A 17175-nucleotide genomic window follows, 5' to 3' on the forward strand; every position below is an offset into this window, starting at 1 on the left:
AATGGCGGAATGGTTGCAAAATGCCGCTGAAATACATCCTCAGGCGGCAGAAAATCACCGCTACCCCCATCCGGTCACTTTTCGGCGAGTGTGTTATTTCCTATACTGACGCAAAATAGCGCCAGATTACGCGGGGAGACCATGATGATCCGATCGGAATTGATCCAGAAGATCGCGGATGACAATCCACACCTCTACCAACGCGACGTGGAGCGCATCGTGAACACCATTTTCGACGAGATCACTTCCGCCATGTCGCGCGGCGACCGGGTCGAATTGCGCGGCTTTGGCGCGTTTTCGGTCAAGCAACGTGATGCACGGGTCGGACGGAACCCAAGGACCGGTGAGACTGTTCATGTAGAAGAGAAACATGTACCGTTCTTCAAAACGGGCAAGTTGCTCCGTGATCGTCTGAACGGGAAGAGTTAATGCGCTATATCCGCTATGCCTGCATCGCCATTTTTGCCGTGGCGCTGATTTCTGTGGCTTTGGCAAACCGCGAGATGGTGCCGTTGAAGGTTCTGCCGGATGAGTTGTCCGGTTTGTTCGCGGTGAACCCGTCGATCCAGATGCCTTTGTTCATCATCATCCTTGGCAGCATTCTGGCGGGTCTGTTGGTCGGCTTTATCTGGGAATGGATTCGCGAACATGCGCAACGTGCCGAAGCGGCGGCGCAGGCCCGCGAAATGCGGCGCCTGCAGCGCGAGAACGCCAAGCTGAAGGCGGAAAAGCACGAAGGCAAGGACGAGGTGATCGCCCTGCTGGACCAAGCCAGCTAAGCCAATGCCCGAGGACATTTCTGTCAAGATTTGCGGTCTGAAAGACGTCGCGGCCATCGACGCGGCCGCACAGGCGGGCGCGCGCTATGTCGGCTTCGTTTTCTTTCCCAAATCACCGCGCAACGTCAGTCTGACGCAGGCCGCTGATCTGGCGATCCATGTGCCCGTGGGTGTGGCGAAAGTTGCCCTGACGGTGGATGCGGATGATGAATTCCTTGATGAGCTGACTACGCGGGTGCCGTTGGACATGATCCAGTTGCACGGCCGCGAAACACCGCAAAGAGTTGCCGAGGTGAAGGCCCGTTTCGGACTGCCTGTCATGAAAGCGGTCGGCGTTGCGGACGCAGACGATTTCACCGCTCTGGATGCCTACGCCGGAGTGGCAGATCAGCTGCTCGTGGATGCCAAGCCACCCAAGGACGGAACTTTGCCGGGCGGGAACGGGCTGTCGTTTGACTGGCGGCTTCTGGCAGGGCGGGTGTGGCGCACGCCCTGGATGCTGGCGGGCGGATTGGACGCAACCAACGTGGGAGAGGCGATCTCGCGGACCGGCGCGCGACAGCTGGACCTGTCGTCAGGCGTTGAATCTGCGCCGGGGGTCAAGGACGCCGCCAGGATCGCCCGTTTCATGGACGCCGCACGCGCCGCCTGATACTCCGGGGGCAGCCCTGCGGCCCGATGCCGCTTTACGATTGACGCATCCGGCGGTAGGACTTGGCGACAGATTTTTCCGCAAAGGCGCACCGCAATGGCAAACGATCTTTTCAACAGCTTCATGACCGGCCCGGACGAAAACGGGCGTTTCGGTGAGTTCGGCGGCCGGTTCGTTTCCGAAACACTGATGCCCCTGATCCTCGATCTGCAGGCCGAGTATGATAAGGCGAAGGACGACGCATCATTCTGGGCCGAGATGGACGACCTGTGGGAGCACTACGTCGGGCGCCCGAGCCCGTTGTATCTGGCCGAGCGTCTGACCGAAGAGCTGGGCGGAGCCAAGATCTATATGAAGCGCGATGAGCTGAACCACACCGGCGCGCATAAGATCAACAACGTGCTCGGCCAGATTATTCTGGCCCGCCGCATGGGTAAGAAGCGGATCATCGCGGAAACAGGTGCGGGGCAGCACGGCGTGGCCACGGCGACGGTCTGCGCGAAATTCGGTTTGAAATGCGTCGTATATATGGGTGCACACGATGTGGAGCGTCAGGCACCCAATGTGTTCCGTATGCGCCTGCTGGGCGCTGAGATTGTACCGGTCACATCAGGGCGCGGGACATTGAAGGATGCGATGAACGACGCGCTGCGGGACTGGGTCACGAATGTGCGCGACACTTTCTACTGCATCGGGACCGTGGCGGGGCCGCACCCGTATCCGGCGATGGTCCGCGATTTCCAGAGCATCATCGGCAAGGAGGTCCGCACACAGATGGACCGCGCGGAAGGCCGTTTGCCCGATACGATCATTGCAGCGATCGGGGGCGGTTCAAATGCGATGGGCCTGTTCTACCCGTTCCTGGACGATAAAGAGGTCGACATCATCGGTGTCGAGGCAGGCGGCAAGGGCGTGAACGCCAAGATGGAGCACTGTGCATCCCTCACGGGTGGCCGTCCGGGCGTCCTTCACGGCAACCGAACCTATCTTCTGCAGGACGATGACGGCCAGATCCTCGAGGGCTTTTCGATTTCTGCGGGTCTGGACTATCCCGGTATCGGGCCGGAACACGCGTGGTTGCATGACATCGGCCGCGCGAAGTACGTCTCGATCACAGACAAGGAAGCGCTGGCCGCATTCCAGAAGTGCTGTGAGCTGGAGGGTATCATCCCGGCGTTGGAGCCGAGCCATGCTCTGGCCCATGTGATGAAGATTGCTCCGGAATTGCCCAAGGATCACATCATCTGCATGAACATGTGTGGTCGGGGCGACAAGGACATCTTTACCGTCGCCAAAGCGCTCGGGTTCGAGATGGGTGAATTCGCCTAAAGTTGTCCAAGGCATCCGGGGCCATGGTTCGGACATCGCAGCCTTTGTGCTGCGGTGGTCCCGTATCATCGTGCCTCGGGGAAGCCCGCCGCTTAGCGCGTAAGCTCCAACACATCGAGCAGGCTTTCGTTCACCGGCGCAGGGAACATGAGCCGCGCGCGCGTGTCAGACACCCTTTCAAACACCGCCACGTCCGGCTGGATCGTGCCGTTTCCCCGAAAATCGGGCGGCAACTCGGCGTAATCCTGAGGGGTTTCCGACGCAACATAGCCAACGCCCAGATAGACCGGTCGCCCGTCGATGATATCGATCCGGCCGGATGTGCGTTGCGAACCGCTGAGTTTTTCAAATCGCGCACCGGCGATGTCCAGAGTGATACGGCATTTGAAATTAGTGTAGACGACCAGTTTGGCGGGGCCACCCAGCTTCATCGTCCGGCAATTCCAATCCCCTTGCAAAGAGGGCGCAAACGCGATGTCTGGGGTGCCGGACAATGCCTGTGTCAGTGCGGCCACGTCTTCCTGCGCACCGGTTTGAAACGCTTCGAGCAGCGCGGCGCCGACAGTTTCGTCGAAACGCTCAAGGCGGACCTGTTCCTGAGGGCGGATATCATACGCTGCCGCGGCACCTGCCAGCATTTGCAGTCCAAGGATCAGCCCCAAAAACGGTCTGGTCATGACGCGTCCAGTGCATGTGCCTCAAGCACGTCCAACGGCACGATTTCAAGCGCGCGCTTGTGGGTTGCGGCGAGGTGCACCCGTGGGCCGCATCCTTCATCCGCGGCCTGCAGAAACCGACCGGCACACAGGCACCAGCTGTCGCCGGGTTTGAGACCCGCAAAGCCGAAGGTGGGGTTGGGCGTACTCAGGTCGTTGCCCACGTATTTCGAGTACGCGAGAAATTCGGCTGTCATGACGGCACAAACCGTATGGCTTCCCTGATCGGCGTCGCATGTATTGCAGTAACCGTCCCGGAAAAATCCAGTTTTGGGGTCCATACCGCAAGTGACCAATGGCCCGTCCAAAACGTTCAAACTCGGGTCAGGATCCATGGGTCGCCTATCTAAGTTGTGTTGCAATCGAGCGGAAGATTTCCACATTCTGTGCGCTGACGCCAGCCTCACGGAATTTACGGTCGGCGGCGTTGACCGCAACCACGACCCCCGCCGCGCGATTGATATAGATGTATTGGCCGTAGACGCCCCGCGCCATGAATTCGCCCGGCTCTGCGTTGACGGGAATCCACCACTGGTAGCCATAGCCGATCTCGCCCGGCTGGGTTGGCGCACTTGGCGCGGTTGAGGCCGCGACCCACTCTGCGGGCACGATCTGTTGGCCGTTATAGCGACCGTTTTGCAAAAACATCTGGCCCATGCGGGCATAGTCGCGCGTGGTCAGGTTGAGCCCGCCCAGAACAAAGGCAGTCCCAACGCCGTCGGTCAGGTAATAGGGCGCATATTCGAGTCCCATCGGCGCTACGATTTTCTCGCTCATCAGCTCTGCGATGCTGCGCCCTGTGGCACCGCGCACCACCATCGACAGGACATGCGTATCGATAGAGACGTATTTCCATTGTGCACCGGGCGCGGCAAATGTGACGTCCAGATCCGCCGCGAAGTCATCCATTTCTCCGCCAAGCGCCAGCACGCGGCCCATCCGGTTGATGTCGGAGGATTTGTCGAGATAGTCCTCGTCGAAGGTTACCCCGCTGGCCATGTTGAGCACGTTGCGGACCGTCGCCCCGTCGTAAGCACCGCCGCGCAGAGCGGGCGCATATTGGACCACGGGATCGTCGAGGGAGGCGATGGCGCCTTTGTCCAGCAAAACACCGATCAACGCAGAAAGATAGCTTTTGGCGACGGACCAGCTGATCCGCTTGTCCTGCGGCGTCGTCCCTTTGTGATAGCTTTCGTGCACGATCTGGCCGTCCTTGAGAATGACGAGCCCGGTCACGTCACGCGCGCCAATCCAGTCCGTCACATCGGCCGAAAGCTGAAAATCGGGACCATAAGGCAGTTCGGTCGTGGGCCCGTCACCGCGCGGCACCGCCACGGTGAGAAACGCGGCGTCCATATTCGAGAAATTCTCGACGATGCGGTCTTGCGCGAAGAGGGAGTTCACTGCCAGAAGCCGACCGATTTCCTCGCGTTTCCACAGGCCTATGACCACGATCGCCAGCACAGCGGCAAGCAAAAGCCGGCCAAGCCATTTTCCGAATGTTCTCATGTGTCGCCACTCCCTTTGTCGTCACTCAACCACGCGGGATGCAGAGCGGGCCAGCGCGACCTTACGTCAGGCCTCGTGTTGCCATTTTACCCAGCGGCCATGAAAATCGGCGCGGCCCAGGGCAACCCGAATATCACCAGGCCACATGCGCAGGGTCACTGCGGCGCCGCGTGCGCCGCTGGTGTCGCCGTCGCTTTCCATAGACAGCCAGGCAAGCGGACGATCGCGTGTCGCCTGCTGGCCTGCCGCTTCCATCAGCGCCCGGCCATGTGCGCGTGCGGGCGACGGAAAATACTGCCAAGCGACAGAGTGTTGCACCAGATGCAGGCAGCCTTGCGGCGCGGACGCCAGTCGTCCTCCTAGCCAGTCAATGGCATCGCCACGTTCGATGGGTGCTGTCATTATCGATGCCGCGGCGCGGGTCATGGCGAGCCGTTCGGGTTGATCGGGCCACAGATACGCAGTGAGACGCAGCAGATCGTCACCGTTCGCGACCCTGAGCGGGTTCAGATCCACGCCCGCGCGCCCCGCAATCGTGGGGACATAGGTGCTGGGGGCGGGGCCGCTCCAGTCGGGCGTCAAGCTGATGACGGGCATCGGCGCGCCGTAGCGTGTGCCACCGATCTCGAGCGCGTAGTGGTCCCACATCAGGTTGAGACCGCCACTGGCACCCAGTTCGCTCAGATGCACCGGCAAATCGAAATGCGCGGCGGCCGCACGCGCGCCCGCGATCAGAACCGCAGAGCGCCGTACCTCGTTGGTTTGGGGCGGGCTGTCGGTCCAGTCTAGCAAATAGGCTTCGTGCGCGTCCAACGCCTCCAGTACCGCATCGCGCAAATCGGCGTCGCTGCTTTCGTGCGGCGGATAAAGCGCCGCCAAACCGGGCGCGCGCCGGGTCAAAACAAGTGCGTGCAGCCCACCTGCAATGCGCAGGGGCAAAGAGTGGCCCGCTGGCCCTATATCCCCGTCGAATGCCGCAAATTTGCGGCCCAATGCGCTGTGGTCTGGCCAGTGGCGCGACAGAATTTTCAGAAGCTGCCCCATGAACGGGGACCCGAGCGCAATGCAACTTTCTGCTTGCTGGGCAAAGGCTTCCGGCAGGCTCATTTAAAGCGGTCCATGAGATGCTGCATCGCGGAGCGGTCGTCGGCAGGCGGCGCAGTGCCCTTTTCGGGCGTATCCGGTTTGTCTGCCTTTTGCTTTGGTGCGTCGGATGGACGTTTCGTGCCGGTCGACGGACGCGGCGGCGCAGTGCGCAGGGCAACCGCATTCATGAATTTCGCGCTATCCCCTGCGGCCAGAAACGGGGCGCCATCGCTCACGCCGCGCATCACATCGTCAAGCCAGTGCTCGTCCGCCTTGGCGAAATCATGAAGCACGTAGCCCGCAACACGGTCCTTGTGTCCCGGATGCCCGATCCCCAGCCGTACGCGGCCGTAGTCTGCCCCCAGATGACCGTGGATGGAGCGCAACCCGTTGTGGCCCGCGTGTCCGCCACCCATCTTGAATTTTACCTTGCCGGGGGCGAGATCAAGCTCATCGTGCAGGACGATGATGTCTTCAGGGTCGATTTTGTAGAAGGCAGCGGCCGCCTGAACCGATTGGCCGGATTTGTTCATGAAGGTTTCCGGTTTGAGAAGGATCGCGCGGTCGCTACCAAAACGACCCTCGCTCACCACGCCCTGATGTTTGGATTTCCATGGTCCAAACCCGTGATCAGAGGCGATCTGGTCCACCACCATGAAGCCGATGTTGTGCCGGTGACCTGCGTATTTGGGTCCGGGATTGCCAAGACCAACAATCAGCTTCATCTCCACCTCCCTGTGTGCTCCGGCCCTGCCTATCAAAGACGCGGGGCAGTTGAAATGCGCGATCCGACGCCGTGATGTCAGGTTTCGTTCTGCGGCACCCCATCGTCCAGCGTGTAGTAGTCGCCCTTTCGGGCCACGAATATGTGCCGGGCGAGGGTGGTTCCGGTCTGGGTGTCAAAGGCCCCCATGCTGATCCCGATCCAGTCATGGAAATTCGGATCGAAGAAAAGCAGCGCGCCGCAGGTGTCGCAAAAGCCGCGTCTGACCTTGTCGGATGAGGCGTACCAGCGCAGCCTGTCTGCGCCTTTGATGCTGAGCTGGTCCTTATTCACATCCGTCGACACTTCGTAGTGACCGGACAATTTGCGGCAGGTCGTACAGTGGCAGGCGACCGGATCGGGGAGGGTGCCCGACACTTCAAAGTGCACCGCGCCGCAATCGCATGATCCTTTATGCATCGGGCATCTCCTTACGCTGCTTGTTGAGGCGTGCGAGAAGGGCGCGTGCTGTCGGGGTGGGTTCCTGCTCTACGCGCAGGTACTCCGACCCGTCCAGTTTGCGCGTGACCAACCCTGCGCCAACCAGATTCCGCCTGATCATCGCGGCGTCACCGAAATGGTGCAGGGTATTGAGCAGCGCGCTTATCTCGCGTTCTGCCAGCGGCGTCGACGCGGGTAGGGCGGCCCAGAACATCCACAGGCCCAGATCCTGCACCGCGCGGCGCGATGGCCAGGTTTGCAGGCGTCCTTGGGCATCACATTGGTGCAGAAGCTTTTCCATGAGGCGGTAGTCGACCGGATCGGCGTCTGCTTTGGTTTCCAAACGCCCCCGCGCGGCCTGCGCGGAGCGAAGGTGCTGGAAGTTTCGAAAACCCGCTGAACGGGCAAGCATGTTAAGCAGGCTCAGGTGTGACGGCGCCGCTTCGCCAAGTTCTTTGACGAGATTGCGCGCAAGGTCGGAAATATCCGGTGCGTGAAACGGGATGGGGGTTCTAGACATGTTTGGTCCTTGTCCGCCGCGAGAAATGTCGTTGGTCGCTGGCTTGACGACGCGGCATGAAACAAAGATCAAATGCTGTGTCTGAACGCAAATAGGCAGGTTTAGCTGCCCCGTGACGGGACCAGCGACGCCTCGGTGAACTGCCGACCGTGCGTCAGGAATAGGATGCCGATCCCGGACGGGCAAGCGCAAATGCAAAACGGGGCCGCCCAATGGCGACCCCGTTGCGAGTTTTCAGTCGTACCCGAAAGGATCAATCGTCGGCTTGCTCGCCGTTCGGGGGATCCATTTCTGTGGTTGGCACTTCGTCGGCCGCAACTTCTTCGTCGTCGTCGGATTGCGATGCCAGACCGGAAGGCGCCGAGATCTGTGCGATCACGAAATCACGGTCGATCGTGGGCTTGGAGCCCGCGGGCAGCTTGACGTTGGAAATCGTTGCGTTGTCGCCGATTTCCAGCTCCGACACATCAACGGTGATGCTTTCGGGAATGTCGGATGCGGTCACAACCAGTTCGACTTCGGGACGTACCAGTGTCAGAACGCCACCTTTTTTCAAACCGGGCGATACATCTTCGCCGGTCACGTCCACGTTGATGAACAGGTTGATCTTGGTGGTGCGACGCAGGCGCAGGAAGTCAACGTGCGTCGGCAGGTCCTTGACGATGTGGCGCTGCACATCGCGGCAGATCACACGTACGTCTTCTTGGCCTTCGACCTTCAGGTTGAACAGGGTCGACTTGAAGCGGCCCTTCTTCAGCATGGTGAACAGTTTGTTGAAAGGAATGTTGATCGGCAGCGGCTCTTTGTCACCACCAAAAACAATCCCGGGAACCATGCCATCGCGGCGTGCCTGACGAGCGGCGCCCTTGCCTGTCCCCGTCCGTTCCAAGGCTTCAAGATCAGGAATCTCTCCGGCCATATTAATCTCCAATGTGTTTAGGGCGGGAATCCTCCAAGGCTGTATTCCCGCGTGAAGTCGTGCCTATAGACGGGAATCTGCCGTCTGAAAAGACCAAAAAGCGCGGCGCGTCTTGCATGGGCGCGATCCGCGTGACAAGCCGGACAACATGAGCTTTGTGAACGACATTTATCTCTCGCGCAAACCGCTTGGCGGCTTTGTTGCCATCGGGTTGGCGTGGTCAGCGTATTTCGCCCAGATGCCTGTCATCAAATCGGGTGTCGATGCGTCTGACGGGGCGTACGGGATCGCCGTTTTATGGGCCTCTTTCGGGGCTGTGGCGGCGATGTGGCTGGCCCCGTTGGCGGCCAATCGCGCGGGGCGCTACGCGGTTCCTGTGGGGATCGCGCTGATCATGGTCGGGATCATGGGCGCGGGCATGGTGCCGACACTGTGGGGGCTTGCGATCATGCTGGTGCTGCTTTCTGGCGGATCGGGCATCGTTGACGTCCTCATCAATGCCGAAGTCGCCGACATCGAAGCGCAGACAGACCGGTCCCTGATGAACCTCAACCACGGGCTTTACTCGCTGTCCTATGCCGCGTCGGCGATTGTCGTCGGCGCATTGCGCGAGGCCGGCTGGACGCCTGTTGAAGTATTCTCGGCGCTGATGGCGTTGTTTGTCCTTTTGATGTGGACCACGACGGGACGCTCGGTGGAGCTCGATGACAAGGAGATACTGCCAGACGGCGTGCGGTTGCCTTCCGGGCTGATCTGGCTGGCCGGGATCGTCATCTTTTTTGCGTTTCTGACCGAAGCTGCCTCGGAAAGCTGGTCGGCGCTGCATATTGAGCGTGGATTGGGCGGGTCGGCGCAGCAAGGCGCATTGGGTCCTGCGATGCTGGGTCTGATGATGGGGGTCGGGCGTTTATCCGGCCATGCCGTGGCGCGGTATGTGCCAGAGGTGACGTTGATGGTGATTTGTTGCCTGATCACGGCGGCGGGACTGGTCGGTGCCGCGCTCGCCCCGACAGTTCTGGTGGCGCTTTTGTCGTTTTCGGTCGCGGGGTTGGGGGTATCGGTCGTGGGGCCACTGACATTGGCCATTGCCGGTCGGTCGGTTCCCAAATCGATCCGCCTCGCCGTCATCAGCCGCGTATCGGTGCTCGGCTATGGCGCGTTTTTCTTCGGCCCACCCCTGATGGGGCTGATTTCGGAAGGGTATTCGCTCTCGACATCGTTTCTCACGGTCGCGGTTGTGATTGCCGTGGTGGCAGTCACCCTCGTGCCGCTTTTGGGGCGCTATCGGCGCATCCGGGTGGAGGTCTAGGCCCGCAAATGACCGCCCGCAGAAATGATGCGTGCGTGCAGGGCAATTTCATCCGCGTAGGCGCCGTTGAAGGCGGCAAGCGTATCGTCCGAAATCGGCGTGGGTGCATCAGGCGATACATTGAGCGGCTTGAAGCGGATATCAGCCTCCATGCGTGCGCACAGAAAGGCGCGCAGGACCGTCTGTTTTTCGTAAGAGAACAGATGGTCGATGGCTGGCTGATCGCGGCTGTCTGTCACGAAGTTCCATTGGCTGCCGATCTGCGCCCAGTCGGGCGGGTTGTCCGCCAGTGCGGCTTGTACGAAACCGTCGAAATCCACGGCAAGGTCGGCGGCACGGTACCTGTACCAACTGCGCAAGTGGTCCAGCGGTGCGCGTACAACCGCCATCGTTTCGGGGCGCAAGTCAAATTCAGACGCGAGAAAGGGCGCGACCTTCCGCCGGTAACGCCGTAGGGGCATGTGCTTGCGGTGTTTGTAGAACGCGATATCCGCCCACGGTTTCAGAGCGGCCTCCATCGCGGTGGAGCCGGTTTTCGGCACCGACAGCAATACGAGGTTCTGCTGGGAAAAGACCAGCATCAGTCCTGCCAGTCACCTTCAAAGTTCTTCGGGACAAGCAGGTTGTGACGCCCCAAATCGGCGACGGCGGTTTCGCCACATAGCGCCATCGTGACATCCAGCTCCTTGTGGATGACTTCCAACGCGCGTGTCACGCCCTCTTGGCCCATCGCACCCAGACCGTAGATGAATGCCCGTCCGATATACGTGCCCTTCGCACCCATCGCGAGTGCCTTGAGCACGTCCTGACCGGACCTGATACCGCTGTCGAGGTGGACTTCGACCTGATCGCCGACAGCATCCAGGATCGCGGGCAGCGCGCGGATCGAACTCAGCGCACCGTCCAGCTGCCGGCCACCGTGGTTGGACACGATGATGGCGTCGGCGCCGACCTTCAACGCCATCTTTGCGTCCTCCGCGTCGAGTATGCCCTTAAGGATCACCTTGCCGCCCCATTGCTCCTTGATCTTGGCGATCTTGTCCCAGTCAAGGCTCGGGTCAAACTGTTCGGCGGTCCACGCGCTTAGATCACCTGCATCCGAGATGTTGTCCACATGACCGACGATGTTGCCGAAATTGCGCCGTTGTGCCTGCAACATCCCTATGCCCCAACGCCATTTGGTCGCGAGGTTCGCGATCGAACTCGGCGTGAGCTTGGGCGGGGCGGAGAGGCCGTTCTTGATATCCTTGTGGCGTTGCCCGAGGATTTGCAGATCGAGTGTGATCACAAGCGCCGAGCATTTTGCCGCGCGGGCCCGCTCGATGAGGCGGCTCACGTATTCGGTGTCGCGCATTGTATAAAGCTGGAACCAGAAAGGCTTGTGCGTGGCGGCGGCGACGTCCTCGATCGAATTGATAGACATGGTCGACAGGGTGAACGGAACCCCGAACGCCTCGGCGGCACGTGCTGCTTTGATTTCGCCATCCGCGTGCTGCATGCCGGTGAGTCCGACGGGCGCGAGCGCAACAGGCATTGCCACCTGCTGCCCGATCATCCGGCTTTGCGTGGTGCGGCCGGTCATATCAACCGCCACCCTCTGGCGCAATCTGATCTGGTCGAAATCGGACGTGTTCTCGCGGAATGTCTGCTCTGTCCAGCTGCCGCTTTCTGCATAATCGTAGAACATCCGAGGCACCCGGCGTGCGTGCAGCTTCTTGAGGTCTTCGATATTGGTAATCACGGGCATGGGAGTCTCCGCCGAATTGGTCATGTTTGTTTACCAATTCATCGGATTTAGATCAACGTGTTTTCATCACGCCTGCGCCTGAAGTGTCGCAAACGCGCTGGATAGCCAGCCGTGGTCACATATTGCGCCCATGGGTCATGACGAATTTAAAGAAGGATTTTAAACAATTATTAGTAACGCCGCGCGTCGAAGTGCGCGCGCCATACCGTCAGGTGTCGTGCGCGCCATCCGCAAGCGTTTTGACAAATGCCAGCACATTTTCTGCGCTGTTGCCCTCCGCAATCTTGCTCACGATGGCCGAGCCCACAACGACGCCGTCTGCGACATCCGCGATTGCGCGGGCCTTGGCAGGGGTGTTGACCCCGAACCCGACGATGACGGGCAGTTTGCTGGCGGCCTGAATGCGCGCGACTTCGGGCGCCACATCGGTTGCTTCCGCTTCTGCGGCACCGGTGATGCCGGTGATGGACACGTAGTAGACAAAACCGGACGTGTTTTGCGCCACACGGGGCAGGCGGCGATCATCGGTTGTCGGCGTGGCCAAACGGATAAAATTGAGGCCCGCGGCTTGCGCCGGCACGCACAGTTCTTCGTCTTCTTCGGGTGGAAGATCCACGACAATAAGACCGTCAATGCCCGCGTTCTTTGCGGCGACGAGAAACGCGTCCACGCCCATCGAATAGATCGGGTTGTAATAGCCCATCAGAACGATCGGCGTGGTGTCGTCCTGCTTGCGGAATTCGCTTGCCAGCTCAAGCGTGCGCTTCAGGGTCATACCCGCCTCGAGCGCGCGCTGACCGGCCAGCTGGATTGTCGGGCCATCGGCCATCGGGTCGGTAAAGGGCAGGCCCAGTTCGATGACATCGACGCCTGCGGCAGGCAGTCCTTTGACAATCTCGAGCGAGGTGTCGAAATCGGGATCACCCGCCATCACGTATGAAACGAACGCCTTCTGGCCCCGCGCCTTGAGGTCGGCGAATTTTGCGTCAATACGGGTCATATCCGGTGCCTTTCCTTGCGTCTGTGCTGCAATGCCCAAATCACGCGGAGAAATCAATCCACTGCATGCGCCGGGACTGTAGTTTCGCGCAGGCGCAGGCGGCCGGATCGCGGTTTTTATCGCGCCGTCACAGGACAAGGGGGTGAACCCGCGCAAATTGCTTCTATATGTGGTGTATGAATTATCTACTCGCCATCGTGCTGCCACCGCTTTCCATCCTGCTGACGGGCCATCCGATCCTCGGCATCGTGATATTTCTGATCTGGATTCCCGCTCTGCTTTTCACGGGCGGGCTGACCCATCCGATGTTCATACTGCTGGCGTGGTTCTTGATATTCTCGTCACGCGAACGCCGTGCGCGGGCGCAGGACTTGCGCCGCGACCGCTGACACCCTAGGACAGCCCAAACGCAGCAAGAGGTGTCGTCATGGGTTTCAAAATGGGTATCGTGGGTCTGCCGAATGTGGGTAAGTCGACCCTTTTCAACGCGCTGACCCGTACAGCGGCAGCGCAGGCGGCAAATTTTCCGTTTTGCACGATTGAGCCGAATGTCGGCGAAGTCGCCGTTCCCGATGCGCGCCTCGACAAACTTGCCGCGATCGCCCAATCGAAATCCATCATCCCGACCCGCATGACATTTGTCGATATCGCGGGGTTGGTCAAAGGCGCCTCGAAGGGCGAGGGGTTGGGCAATCAGTTCCTTGCCAACATCCGCGAGGTCGACGCGATCGCGCACGTGCTGCGGTGTTTCGAAGACGGCGATGTGACCCACGTCGAAGGGCGGGTCGATCCTGTCGCGGACGCCGAAACCATCGACACCGAACTGATGCTGGCCGATATCGAATCCATCGAGAAGCGGCTGCAGAATATCGTGCGCAAGGTGCGGGGCGGTGACAAGGAAGCGGTACAGCAGGAACGCCTGATGAAAATGGCGCTGGAAGTGCTCGAAGCCGGCAAGCCTGCACGCGTCGTTGATGTCGACGATGAAGACGCCAAGGCATGGCGGATGCTGCAACTGCTGACCACAAAGCCTGTCCTGTACGTATGCAACGTCGGTGAAGCAGAAGCCGCCGAGGGGAATGAACATTCCGCCAAGGTCGCCGAGATGGCCGCCGCTCAGGGCAACAGCCATGTCATCATCTCGGCCCAGATCGAGGAAGAGATCAGTCAGCTCGAAGAGGACGAGGCCGAGATGTTCCTGTCCGAGATGGGACTGGAGGAGGCGGGCCTCGACCGTCTGATCCGCGCAGGCTACGAGCTGTTGCACCTCGAGACCTATTTTACAGTCGGCCCGAAAGAGGCCCGCGCCTGGACGATCAAATCAGGCACGTCCGCGCCCAAGGCTGCCGGTGTCATCCACGGTGATTTCGAAAAGGGTTTCATCCGCGCCGAGACAATCGCCTATGACGATTTTGTATCTCTCGGAGGCGAGGGGCCAGCGAAAGAAGCCGGTAAGATGCGGGCCGAGGGAAAGGCCTATACGGTCAAGGACGGCGACGTTTTGCACTTTCTTTTCAACACCTAGCAGGCGCGCTGAACCGCCTCGCACGGTTGCGGTTTCAGCCGTCTGAACCGAACGCGCGACAGTAAAGTATTTTCCCCCACAAACCCCTTGCCCTCCATCCAGACCAACCATATACGGGTCGACGGAGACGTGGCCGAGTGGTCGAAGGCGCTCCCCTGCTAAGGGAGTAGGCCCGGAAGGGTCTCGAGGGTTCGAATCCCTTCGTCTCCGCCATAACCTTCTAAAACAATGACTTAGAAGTAGGGCAATCAAGTGCGACACAAAGTGGAGCACACGCCCATGAAGCTGTCAGCCTACCTTTCCCCGTCACGACACGGCGTCTACTATTTTCGGTTCCCTCTTCCTAACTTTGGGAACACAGGACGTTGCACTGTCAGAATATCTCTCAGAACAAAATGCCCTCACCGGGCTGGCGATTTGGCTCGGTATCTTGCATCTTGCGGGCGATTGGTTCGGGATAACAAGACGTTGGCAAGGCTTAGACAAGATCAAATGCGGGACATGGTGCGCAGCTACTTTGCTAAAGCACTGGACGGATATGTTTCGCGATTGAATGACACCGGCTGGCCAGACCAGCAGCTTAACCTTCTCAAACAGGAACTGGACGTGCATGAGGACGCCATAGGCGGCTTTGATGATCTGTCTGATCTTTACCTTGATGCAGGGAACATAGAGGGTTTCCGCGCCTCAGCGGGGCTCTCCGACGATGACTGGGCCGAAAATGAGTCTGACCTGCGCCGAGAACTGCGCAAGGCCCGCCGGGATCAGATTAAAGCGTTTCTATGCCGTGCTGAGAGCCTTGAGGGCTTTTCCTTCACAGAACCTGCCCAGACAGCGCCCGCACCACCACAGGCCCGCTCTGCGTCTCTGGGCGATGCCTACGCAGATTTCATGGCAGAGCATCAGCATTGGTCAGATCAGATGGCCAAGAAGGCGCGGGGTTTTCTTGCCGTGTTGTTGGAGTATTTTGGTCAAGACCGCCTTATGGCTGATATCACGCGAAACGACGCAAGCGAGTTGAAGAAGGTCGTTCAGGCTTTACCTGTAAACCGGAACACCAAGCCTGAAACCAGACACTTGCCATTAATGGAAGCCATAGAGATTACGGGCGTTCAGAAGGTCTCAGTTGAGACTGTCAACAATCACTTGGCTATGTTCTTTCGTTTCTGGGACTGGGCTGAACGGCACGGCCATGCGCCCCATAAGTTGTTCGAGGGCATGAAAGTTGCCAAGGCAAAGCGAGCTAAGAGTGGGCGTAAAGCCTACACGAAAGCGCAGACTGCCAAACTATATGCAGAATTGACTGAAAACCACGCAGGTCTTGTTAAGAAAGATGATCACAAATGGGGATCACTACTGGGCTTGTACACAGGTGCAAGGTTGAATGAGATCGCACAGCTTGAACATGGCGACATCGGCCAAGAAGATGGTATTTGGTTCATCAACATCACAGATGATGGTGACAACAAGAAGCGCGTGAAGGCTAATGCCAGCAGGCGCAAAGTGCCTATCCACTCTGAACTCATCCGTTTGGGATTTCTTGATTGGGTGGCAACAAAAGCCAACGAGCCGCGCTTGTTTATGACGTTCAGCTATGACCAAAAAGACGGATACGGACGCAACCTTGGTCGCTGGTTCAACACTCGCTTTCTGACAGGCTTAGGAAGTAAAGAAGATGGGCTGGTATTTCATAGCCTGAGACACACAGCTGTCACACGTATGCGTCAAGCAGGTGTTGAATTAGCACTTGTTCAGGAGATTGTTGGTCACGAACGGGGCAGTGTGACGGATGGATATTTTGGTGAGGGATACACTTTAGCTCAGAAACGAGACGCTATTAAGAAATTCAAGGTTTAGCGTGTAAGGTTCCGCCAGATACATTGAATTTCCTGCTGAGAGCACACTATGATCAAGAATGGCATAATTCTTCCGCCCATTTCGTTTCACCGAAACGGAGATGTGTCAATGGATTCACCAGCAACCCTACTTGGGAACCTAAATCGTGGACTACTGTATTGGGAGGACTTGACTGCGCCACTATTTGCCAACCCGAATATATTTAAATCGGAATATAGCGACAAGGTACTCAAGCTTCACCGAGATGGCATTCTTGATATTCCTCAGTTTCACTTCACAATGAATACTCGGACCGTTAGTTTTGGCAATGACTCAATGCGTATGCTAGGCATATATCAAGCGAAGAGGGAAACAGCTAATGAGAACTGGGCATTACTTCCTTCGAATTCTCACGATGCTATCCCTTCGACAACTGAGTTTGTAAGTAAGTTGCAAGGATCCCCGCAGAGTGTTCTTCATGTGGGCCTGTTTAGGCAACTGCCGATTCCAAGCGAAACTGTGAATCCTATGAAGATTGTCGAGTTTCGAAACGCCAACACGTCAGCACTTCGAAGTTTACACTATGCTATCAATGAACTGTCTTCAAAATATTGCAGTCTTGCTGACGAAGAAGAGCCTTTGCTTAGGGCTCAAGCTGAACTCGATGATGCCTTGGAGGGATATATAGAGCCAGCTCGGCAACGAGTTGCTAAGGGCGGATTGATGACTCTAGAGCTATCGCTACTGTTGGGATCTGCTGGCATCGGAGGAGTGCTAGCAGGACCTACAGGTGCAATGCTATCTAGTTTGGCAGGATATGGAGGGGTTAAATTAATCTCAAACCTACAAGCTAAGATACCAAGAGCAACTACGGCATCACCCTTTGCATACGCCTTACAGGCGTCAAAGTTGTAACTTAAGAGTTTTACGGTGTAATTTGCGCGAGACCATCTATCAAGTCTTCGGCATCACAGGTTCCCGTTCTATCGCAGCTATACAGGGGTATCAGGTGCGTAGAAAATGACTAGAAAATTTTTCCGCATA

At 58.5% G+C, this 17175-nt stretch carries 20 protein-coding genes and 1 tRNA gene; 10 read left to right on the top strand and 11 right to left on the bottom strand.

Annotated elements, in window-relative coordinates; translation table 11 throughout:
- Nucleotides 1-144 precede the first annotated feature (144 nt).
- The 4 genes from ihfB (at nt 145) to trpB (ending at nt 2760) form a co-directional block, all read left to right on the top strand.
- Nucleotides 145-429, top strand: a complete 285-nt coding sequence (ihfB, locus tag K3756_RS04605) for an integration host factor subunit beta (RefSeq protein WP_259991358.1) — start codon at nt 145-147, stop codon at nt 427-429.
- Complete coding sequence (locus K3756_RS04610; protein ID WP_259991360.1) at nt 429-779, top strand: LapA family protein; 351 nt, start codon at nt 429-431, stop codon at nt 777-779. Before ihfB ends, K3756_RS04610 begins: the two co-directional genes overlap by 1 nt.
- A 4-nt stretch (nt 780-783) precedes the next feature.
- Nucleotides 784-1431 carry a phosphoribosylanthranilate isomerase gene (locus tag K3756_RS04615; RefSeq protein ID WP_259991362.1) on the top strand — a complete coding sequence of 216 codons (648 nt, stop codon included), beginning with the start codon at nt 784-786 and terminating at the stop codon, nt 1429-1431.
- A 96-nt stretch (nt 1432-1527) separates the two neighbouring features.
- Entirely contained in the window at nt 1528-2760 is a 1233-nt protein-coding gene (trpB, locus tag K3756_RS04620; protein WP_259991364.1) for a tryptophan synthase subunit beta, read from the top strand.
- Nucleotides 2761-2852: 92 nt separating this feature from the next.
- On the opposite strand, the gene K3756_RS04625 is transcribed toward trpB, so the two are convergent.
- The 8 genes from K3756_RS04625 to K3756_RS04660 form a co-directional block, all read right to left on the bottom strand.
- Complete coding sequence (locus tag K3756_RS04625) at nt 2853-3437, bottom strand: DUF4893 domain-containing protein (RefSeq protein WP_259991366.1); 585 nt, start codon at nt 3435-3437, stop codon at nt 2853-2855.
- Nucleotides 3434-3811, bottom strand: a complete 378-nt coding sequence (locus K3756_RS04630) for a DUF2237 family protein (protein WP_259991368.1) — start codon at nt 3809-3811, stop codon at nt 3434-3436. The genes K3756_RS04625 and K3756_RS04630 overlap by 4 nt, the downstream gene beginning before the upstream one ends.
- 7 nt (nt 3812-3818) lie before the next feature.
- Complete coding sequence (locus K3756_RS04635; RefSeq protein WP_259991370.1) at nt 3819-4985, bottom strand: serine hydrolase; 1167 nt, start codon at nt 4983-4985, stop codon at nt 3819-3821.
- Nucleotides 4986-5051: 66 nt separating this feature from the next.
- Entirely contained in the window at nt 5052-6092 is a 1041-nt protein-coding gene (locus tag K3756_RS04640) for a DUF2332 domain-containing protein (RefSeq protein ID WP_259991371.1), read from the bottom strand.
- Nucleotides 6089-6796, bottom strand: coding sequence for an aminoacyl-tRNA hydrolase (gene pth, locus K3756_RS04645; protein WP_259991373.1), 708 nt, complete (start codon nt 6794-6796; stop codon nt 6089-6091). The genes K3756_RS04640 and pth overlap by 4 nt, the downstream gene beginning before the upstream one ends.
- A gap of 77 nt (nt 6797-6873) precedes the next feature.
- Nucleotides 6874-7254, bottom strand: coding sequence for a GFA family protein (locus K3756_RS04650; protein ID WP_259991376.1), 381 nt, complete (start codon nt 7252-7254; stop codon nt 6874-6876).
- Nucleotides 7247-7795, bottom strand: a complete 549-nt coding sequence (locus K3756_RS04655; protein WP_259991378.1) for a DUF2087 domain-containing protein — start codon at nt 7793-7795, stop codon at nt 7247-7249. The genes K3756_RS04650 and K3756_RS04655 overlap by 8 nt, the downstream gene beginning before the upstream one ends.
- Before the next feature lie 253 nt (nt 7796-8048).
- Nucleotides 8049-8714 carry a 50S ribosomal protein L25/general stress protein Ctc gene (locus K3756_RS04660; RefSeq protein ID WP_259991380.1) on the bottom strand — a complete coding sequence of 222 codons (666 nt, stop codon included), beginning with the start codon at nt 8712-8714 and terminating at the stop codon, nt 8049-8051.
- A gap of 148 nt (nt 8715-8862) precedes the next feature.
- On the opposite strand from K3756_RS04660, the gene K3756_RS04665 reads away from it, so the two are divergent.
- A complete protein-coding gene (locus K3756_RS04665) occupies nt 8863-10023 on the top strand; it encodes an MFS transporter (RefSeq protein ID WP_259991382.1) in 1161 nt (386 codons plus the stop codon).
- Here K3756_RS04665 and K3756_RS04670 read toward each other — a convergent pair.
- The 3 genes from K3756_RS04670 to trpA all read right to left on the bottom strand — a co-directional run bounded on the left by K3756_RS04670 (nt 10020) and on the right by trpA (nt 12770).
- The gene (locus K3756_RS04670; protein WP_259991385.1) at nt 10020-10604 is read right to left on the bottom strand and encodes a hypothetical protein; all 585 of its coding nucleotides are present in this window, start codon (nt 10602-10604) and stop codon (nt 10020-10022) included. The genes K3756_RS04665 and K3756_RS04670 overlap by 4 nt on opposite strands.
- On the bottom strand, nt 10604-11770 hold the full coding sequence (locus K3756_RS04675) for an alpha-hydroxy acid oxidase (protein ID WP_259991387.1): 1167 nt from the start codon (nt 11768-11770) through the stop codon (nt 10604-10606). The genes K3756_RS04670 and K3756_RS04675 overlap by 1 nt, the downstream gene beginning before the upstream one ends.
- Nucleotides 11771-11978: 208 nt before the next feature.
- Complete coding sequence (trpA, locus tag K3756_RS04680) at nt 11979-12770, bottom strand: tryptophan synthase subunit alpha (RefSeq protein ID WP_259991389.1); 792 nt, start codon at nt 12768-12770, stop codon at nt 11979-11981.
- Between the two features lie 176 nt (nt 12771-12946).
- Between trpA and K3756_RS04685 the strand changes: the two genes are divergently transcribed.
- From K3756_RS04685 to K3756_RS04705, 5 genes are all read left to right on the top strand, one after another.
- Entirely contained in the window at nt 12947-13159 is a 213-nt protein-coding gene (locus K3756_RS04685; protein ID WP_259991391.1) for a hypothetical protein, read from the top strand.
- Nucleotides 13160-13197: 38 nt separating this feature from the next.
- A complete protein-coding gene (gene ychF, locus K3756_RS04690; protein ID WP_259991392.1) occupies nt 13198-14295 on the top strand; it encodes a redox-regulated ATPase YchF in 1098 nt (365 codons plus the stop codon).
- A gap of 123 nt (nt 14296-14418) precedes the next feature.
- Nucleotides 14419-14508 (top strand) — tRNA-Ser (locus K3756_RS04695).
- A gap of 288 nt (nt 14509-14796) precedes the next feature.
- Nucleotides 14797-16152, top strand: a complete 1356-nt coding sequence (locus tag K3756_RS04700) for a site-specific integrase (protein WP_259991394.1) — start codon at nt 14797-14799, stop codon at nt 16150-16152.
- A gap of 108 nt (nt 16153-16260) precedes the next feature.
- Complete coding sequence (locus K3756_RS04705) at nt 16261-17046, top strand: hypothetical protein (protein ID WP_259991396.1); 786 nt, start codon at nt 16261-16263, stop codon at nt 17044-17046.
- Nucleotides 17047-17175 lie beyond the last annotated feature (129 nt).

The organism is Sulfitobacter sp. S190, from assembly GCF_025141935.1.
GTDB lineage: Bacteria > Pseudomonadota > Alphaproteobacteria > Rhodobacterales > Rhodobacteraceae > Sulfitobacter.

What these genes read in the sequence shown, in the direction of transcription:
- ihfB (WP_259991358.1), top strand. Translation starts at nt 145, where the DNA reads ATGATCCGATCGGAATTGATCCAGAAGATCGCGGATGACAATCCACAC.
- K3756_RS04610 (WP_259991360.1), top strand. Translation starts at nt 429, where the DNA reads ATGCGCTATATCCGCTATGCCTGCATCGCCATTTTTGCCGTGGCGCTG.
- K3756_RS04615 (WP_259991362.1), top strand. Translation starts at nt 784, where the DNA reads ATGCCCGAGGACATTTCTGTCAAGATTTGCGGTCTGAAAGACGTCGCG.
- trpB (WP_259991364.1), top strand. Translation starts at nt 1,528, where the DNA reads ATGGCAAACGATCTTTTCAACAGCTTCATGACCGGCCCGGACGAAAAC.
- K3756_RS04625 (WP_259991366.1), bottom strand. Translation starts at nt 3,437, where the DNA reads ATGACCAGACCGTTTTTGGGGCTGATCCTTGGACTGCAAATGCTGGCA.
- K3756_RS04630 (WP_259991368.1), bottom strand. Translation starts at nt 3,811, where the DNA reads ATGGATCCTGACCCGAGTTTGAACGTTTTGGACGGGCCATTGGTCACT.
- K3756_RS04635 (WP_259991370.1), bottom strand. Translation starts at nt 4,985, where the DNA reads ATGAGAACATTCGGAAAATGGCTTGGCCGGCTTTTGCTTGCCGCTGTG.
- K3756_RS04640 (WP_259991371.1), bottom strand. Translation starts at nt 6,092, where the DNA reads ATGAGCCTGCCGGAAGCCTTTGCCCAGCAAGCAGAAAGTTGCATTGCG.
- pth (WP_259991373.1), bottom strand. Translation starts at nt 6,796, where the DNA reads ATGAAGCTGATTGTTGGTCTTGGCAATCCCGGACCCAAATACGCAGGT.
- K3756_RS04650 (WP_259991376.1), bottom strand. Translation starts at nt 7,254, where the DNA reads ATGCATAAAGGATCATGCGATTGCGGCGCGGTGCACTTTGAAGTGTCG.
- K3756_RS04655 (WP_259991378.1), bottom strand. Translation starts at nt 7,795, where the DNA reads ATGTCTAGAACCCCCATCCCGTTTCACGCACCGGATATTTCCGACCTT.
- K3756_RS04660 (WP_259991380.1), bottom strand. Translation starts at nt 8,714, where the DNA reads ATGGCCGGAGAGATTCCTGATCTTGAAGCCTTGGAACGGACGGGGACA.
- K3756_RS04665 (WP_259991382.1), top strand. Translation starts at nt 8,863, where the DNA reads ATGAGCTTTGTGAACGACATTTATCTCTCGCGCAAACCGCTTGGCGGC.
- K3756_RS04670 (WP_259991385.1), bottom strand. Translation starts at nt 10,604, where the DNA reads ATGCTGGTCTTTTCCCAGCAGAACCTCGTATTGCTGTCGGTGCCGAAA.
- K3756_RS04675 (WP_259991387.1), bottom strand. Translation starts at nt 11,770, where the DNA reads ATGCCCGTGATTACCAATATCGAAGACCTCAAGAAGCTGCACGCACGC.
- trpA (WP_259991389.1), bottom strand. Translation starts at nt 12,770, where the DNA reads ATGACCCGTATTGACGCAAAATTCGCCGACCTCAAGGCGCGGGGCCAG.
- K3756_RS04685 (WP_259991391.1), top strand. Translation starts at nt 12,947, where the DNA reads ATGAATTATCTACTCGCCATCGTGCTGCCACCGCTTTCCATCCTGCTG.
- ychF (WP_259991392.1), top strand. Translation starts at nt 13,198, where the DNA reads ATGGGTTTCAAAATGGGTATCGTGGGTCTGCCGAATGTGGGTAAGTCG.
- K3756_RS04700 (WP_259991394.1), top strand. Translation starts at nt 14,797, where the DNA reads ATGGTGCGCAGCTACTTTGCTAAAGCACTGGACGGATATGTTTCGCGA.
- K3756_RS04705 (WP_259991396.1), top strand. Translation starts at nt 16,261, where the DNA reads ATGGATTCACCAGCAACCCTACTTGGGAACCTAAATCGTGGACTACTG.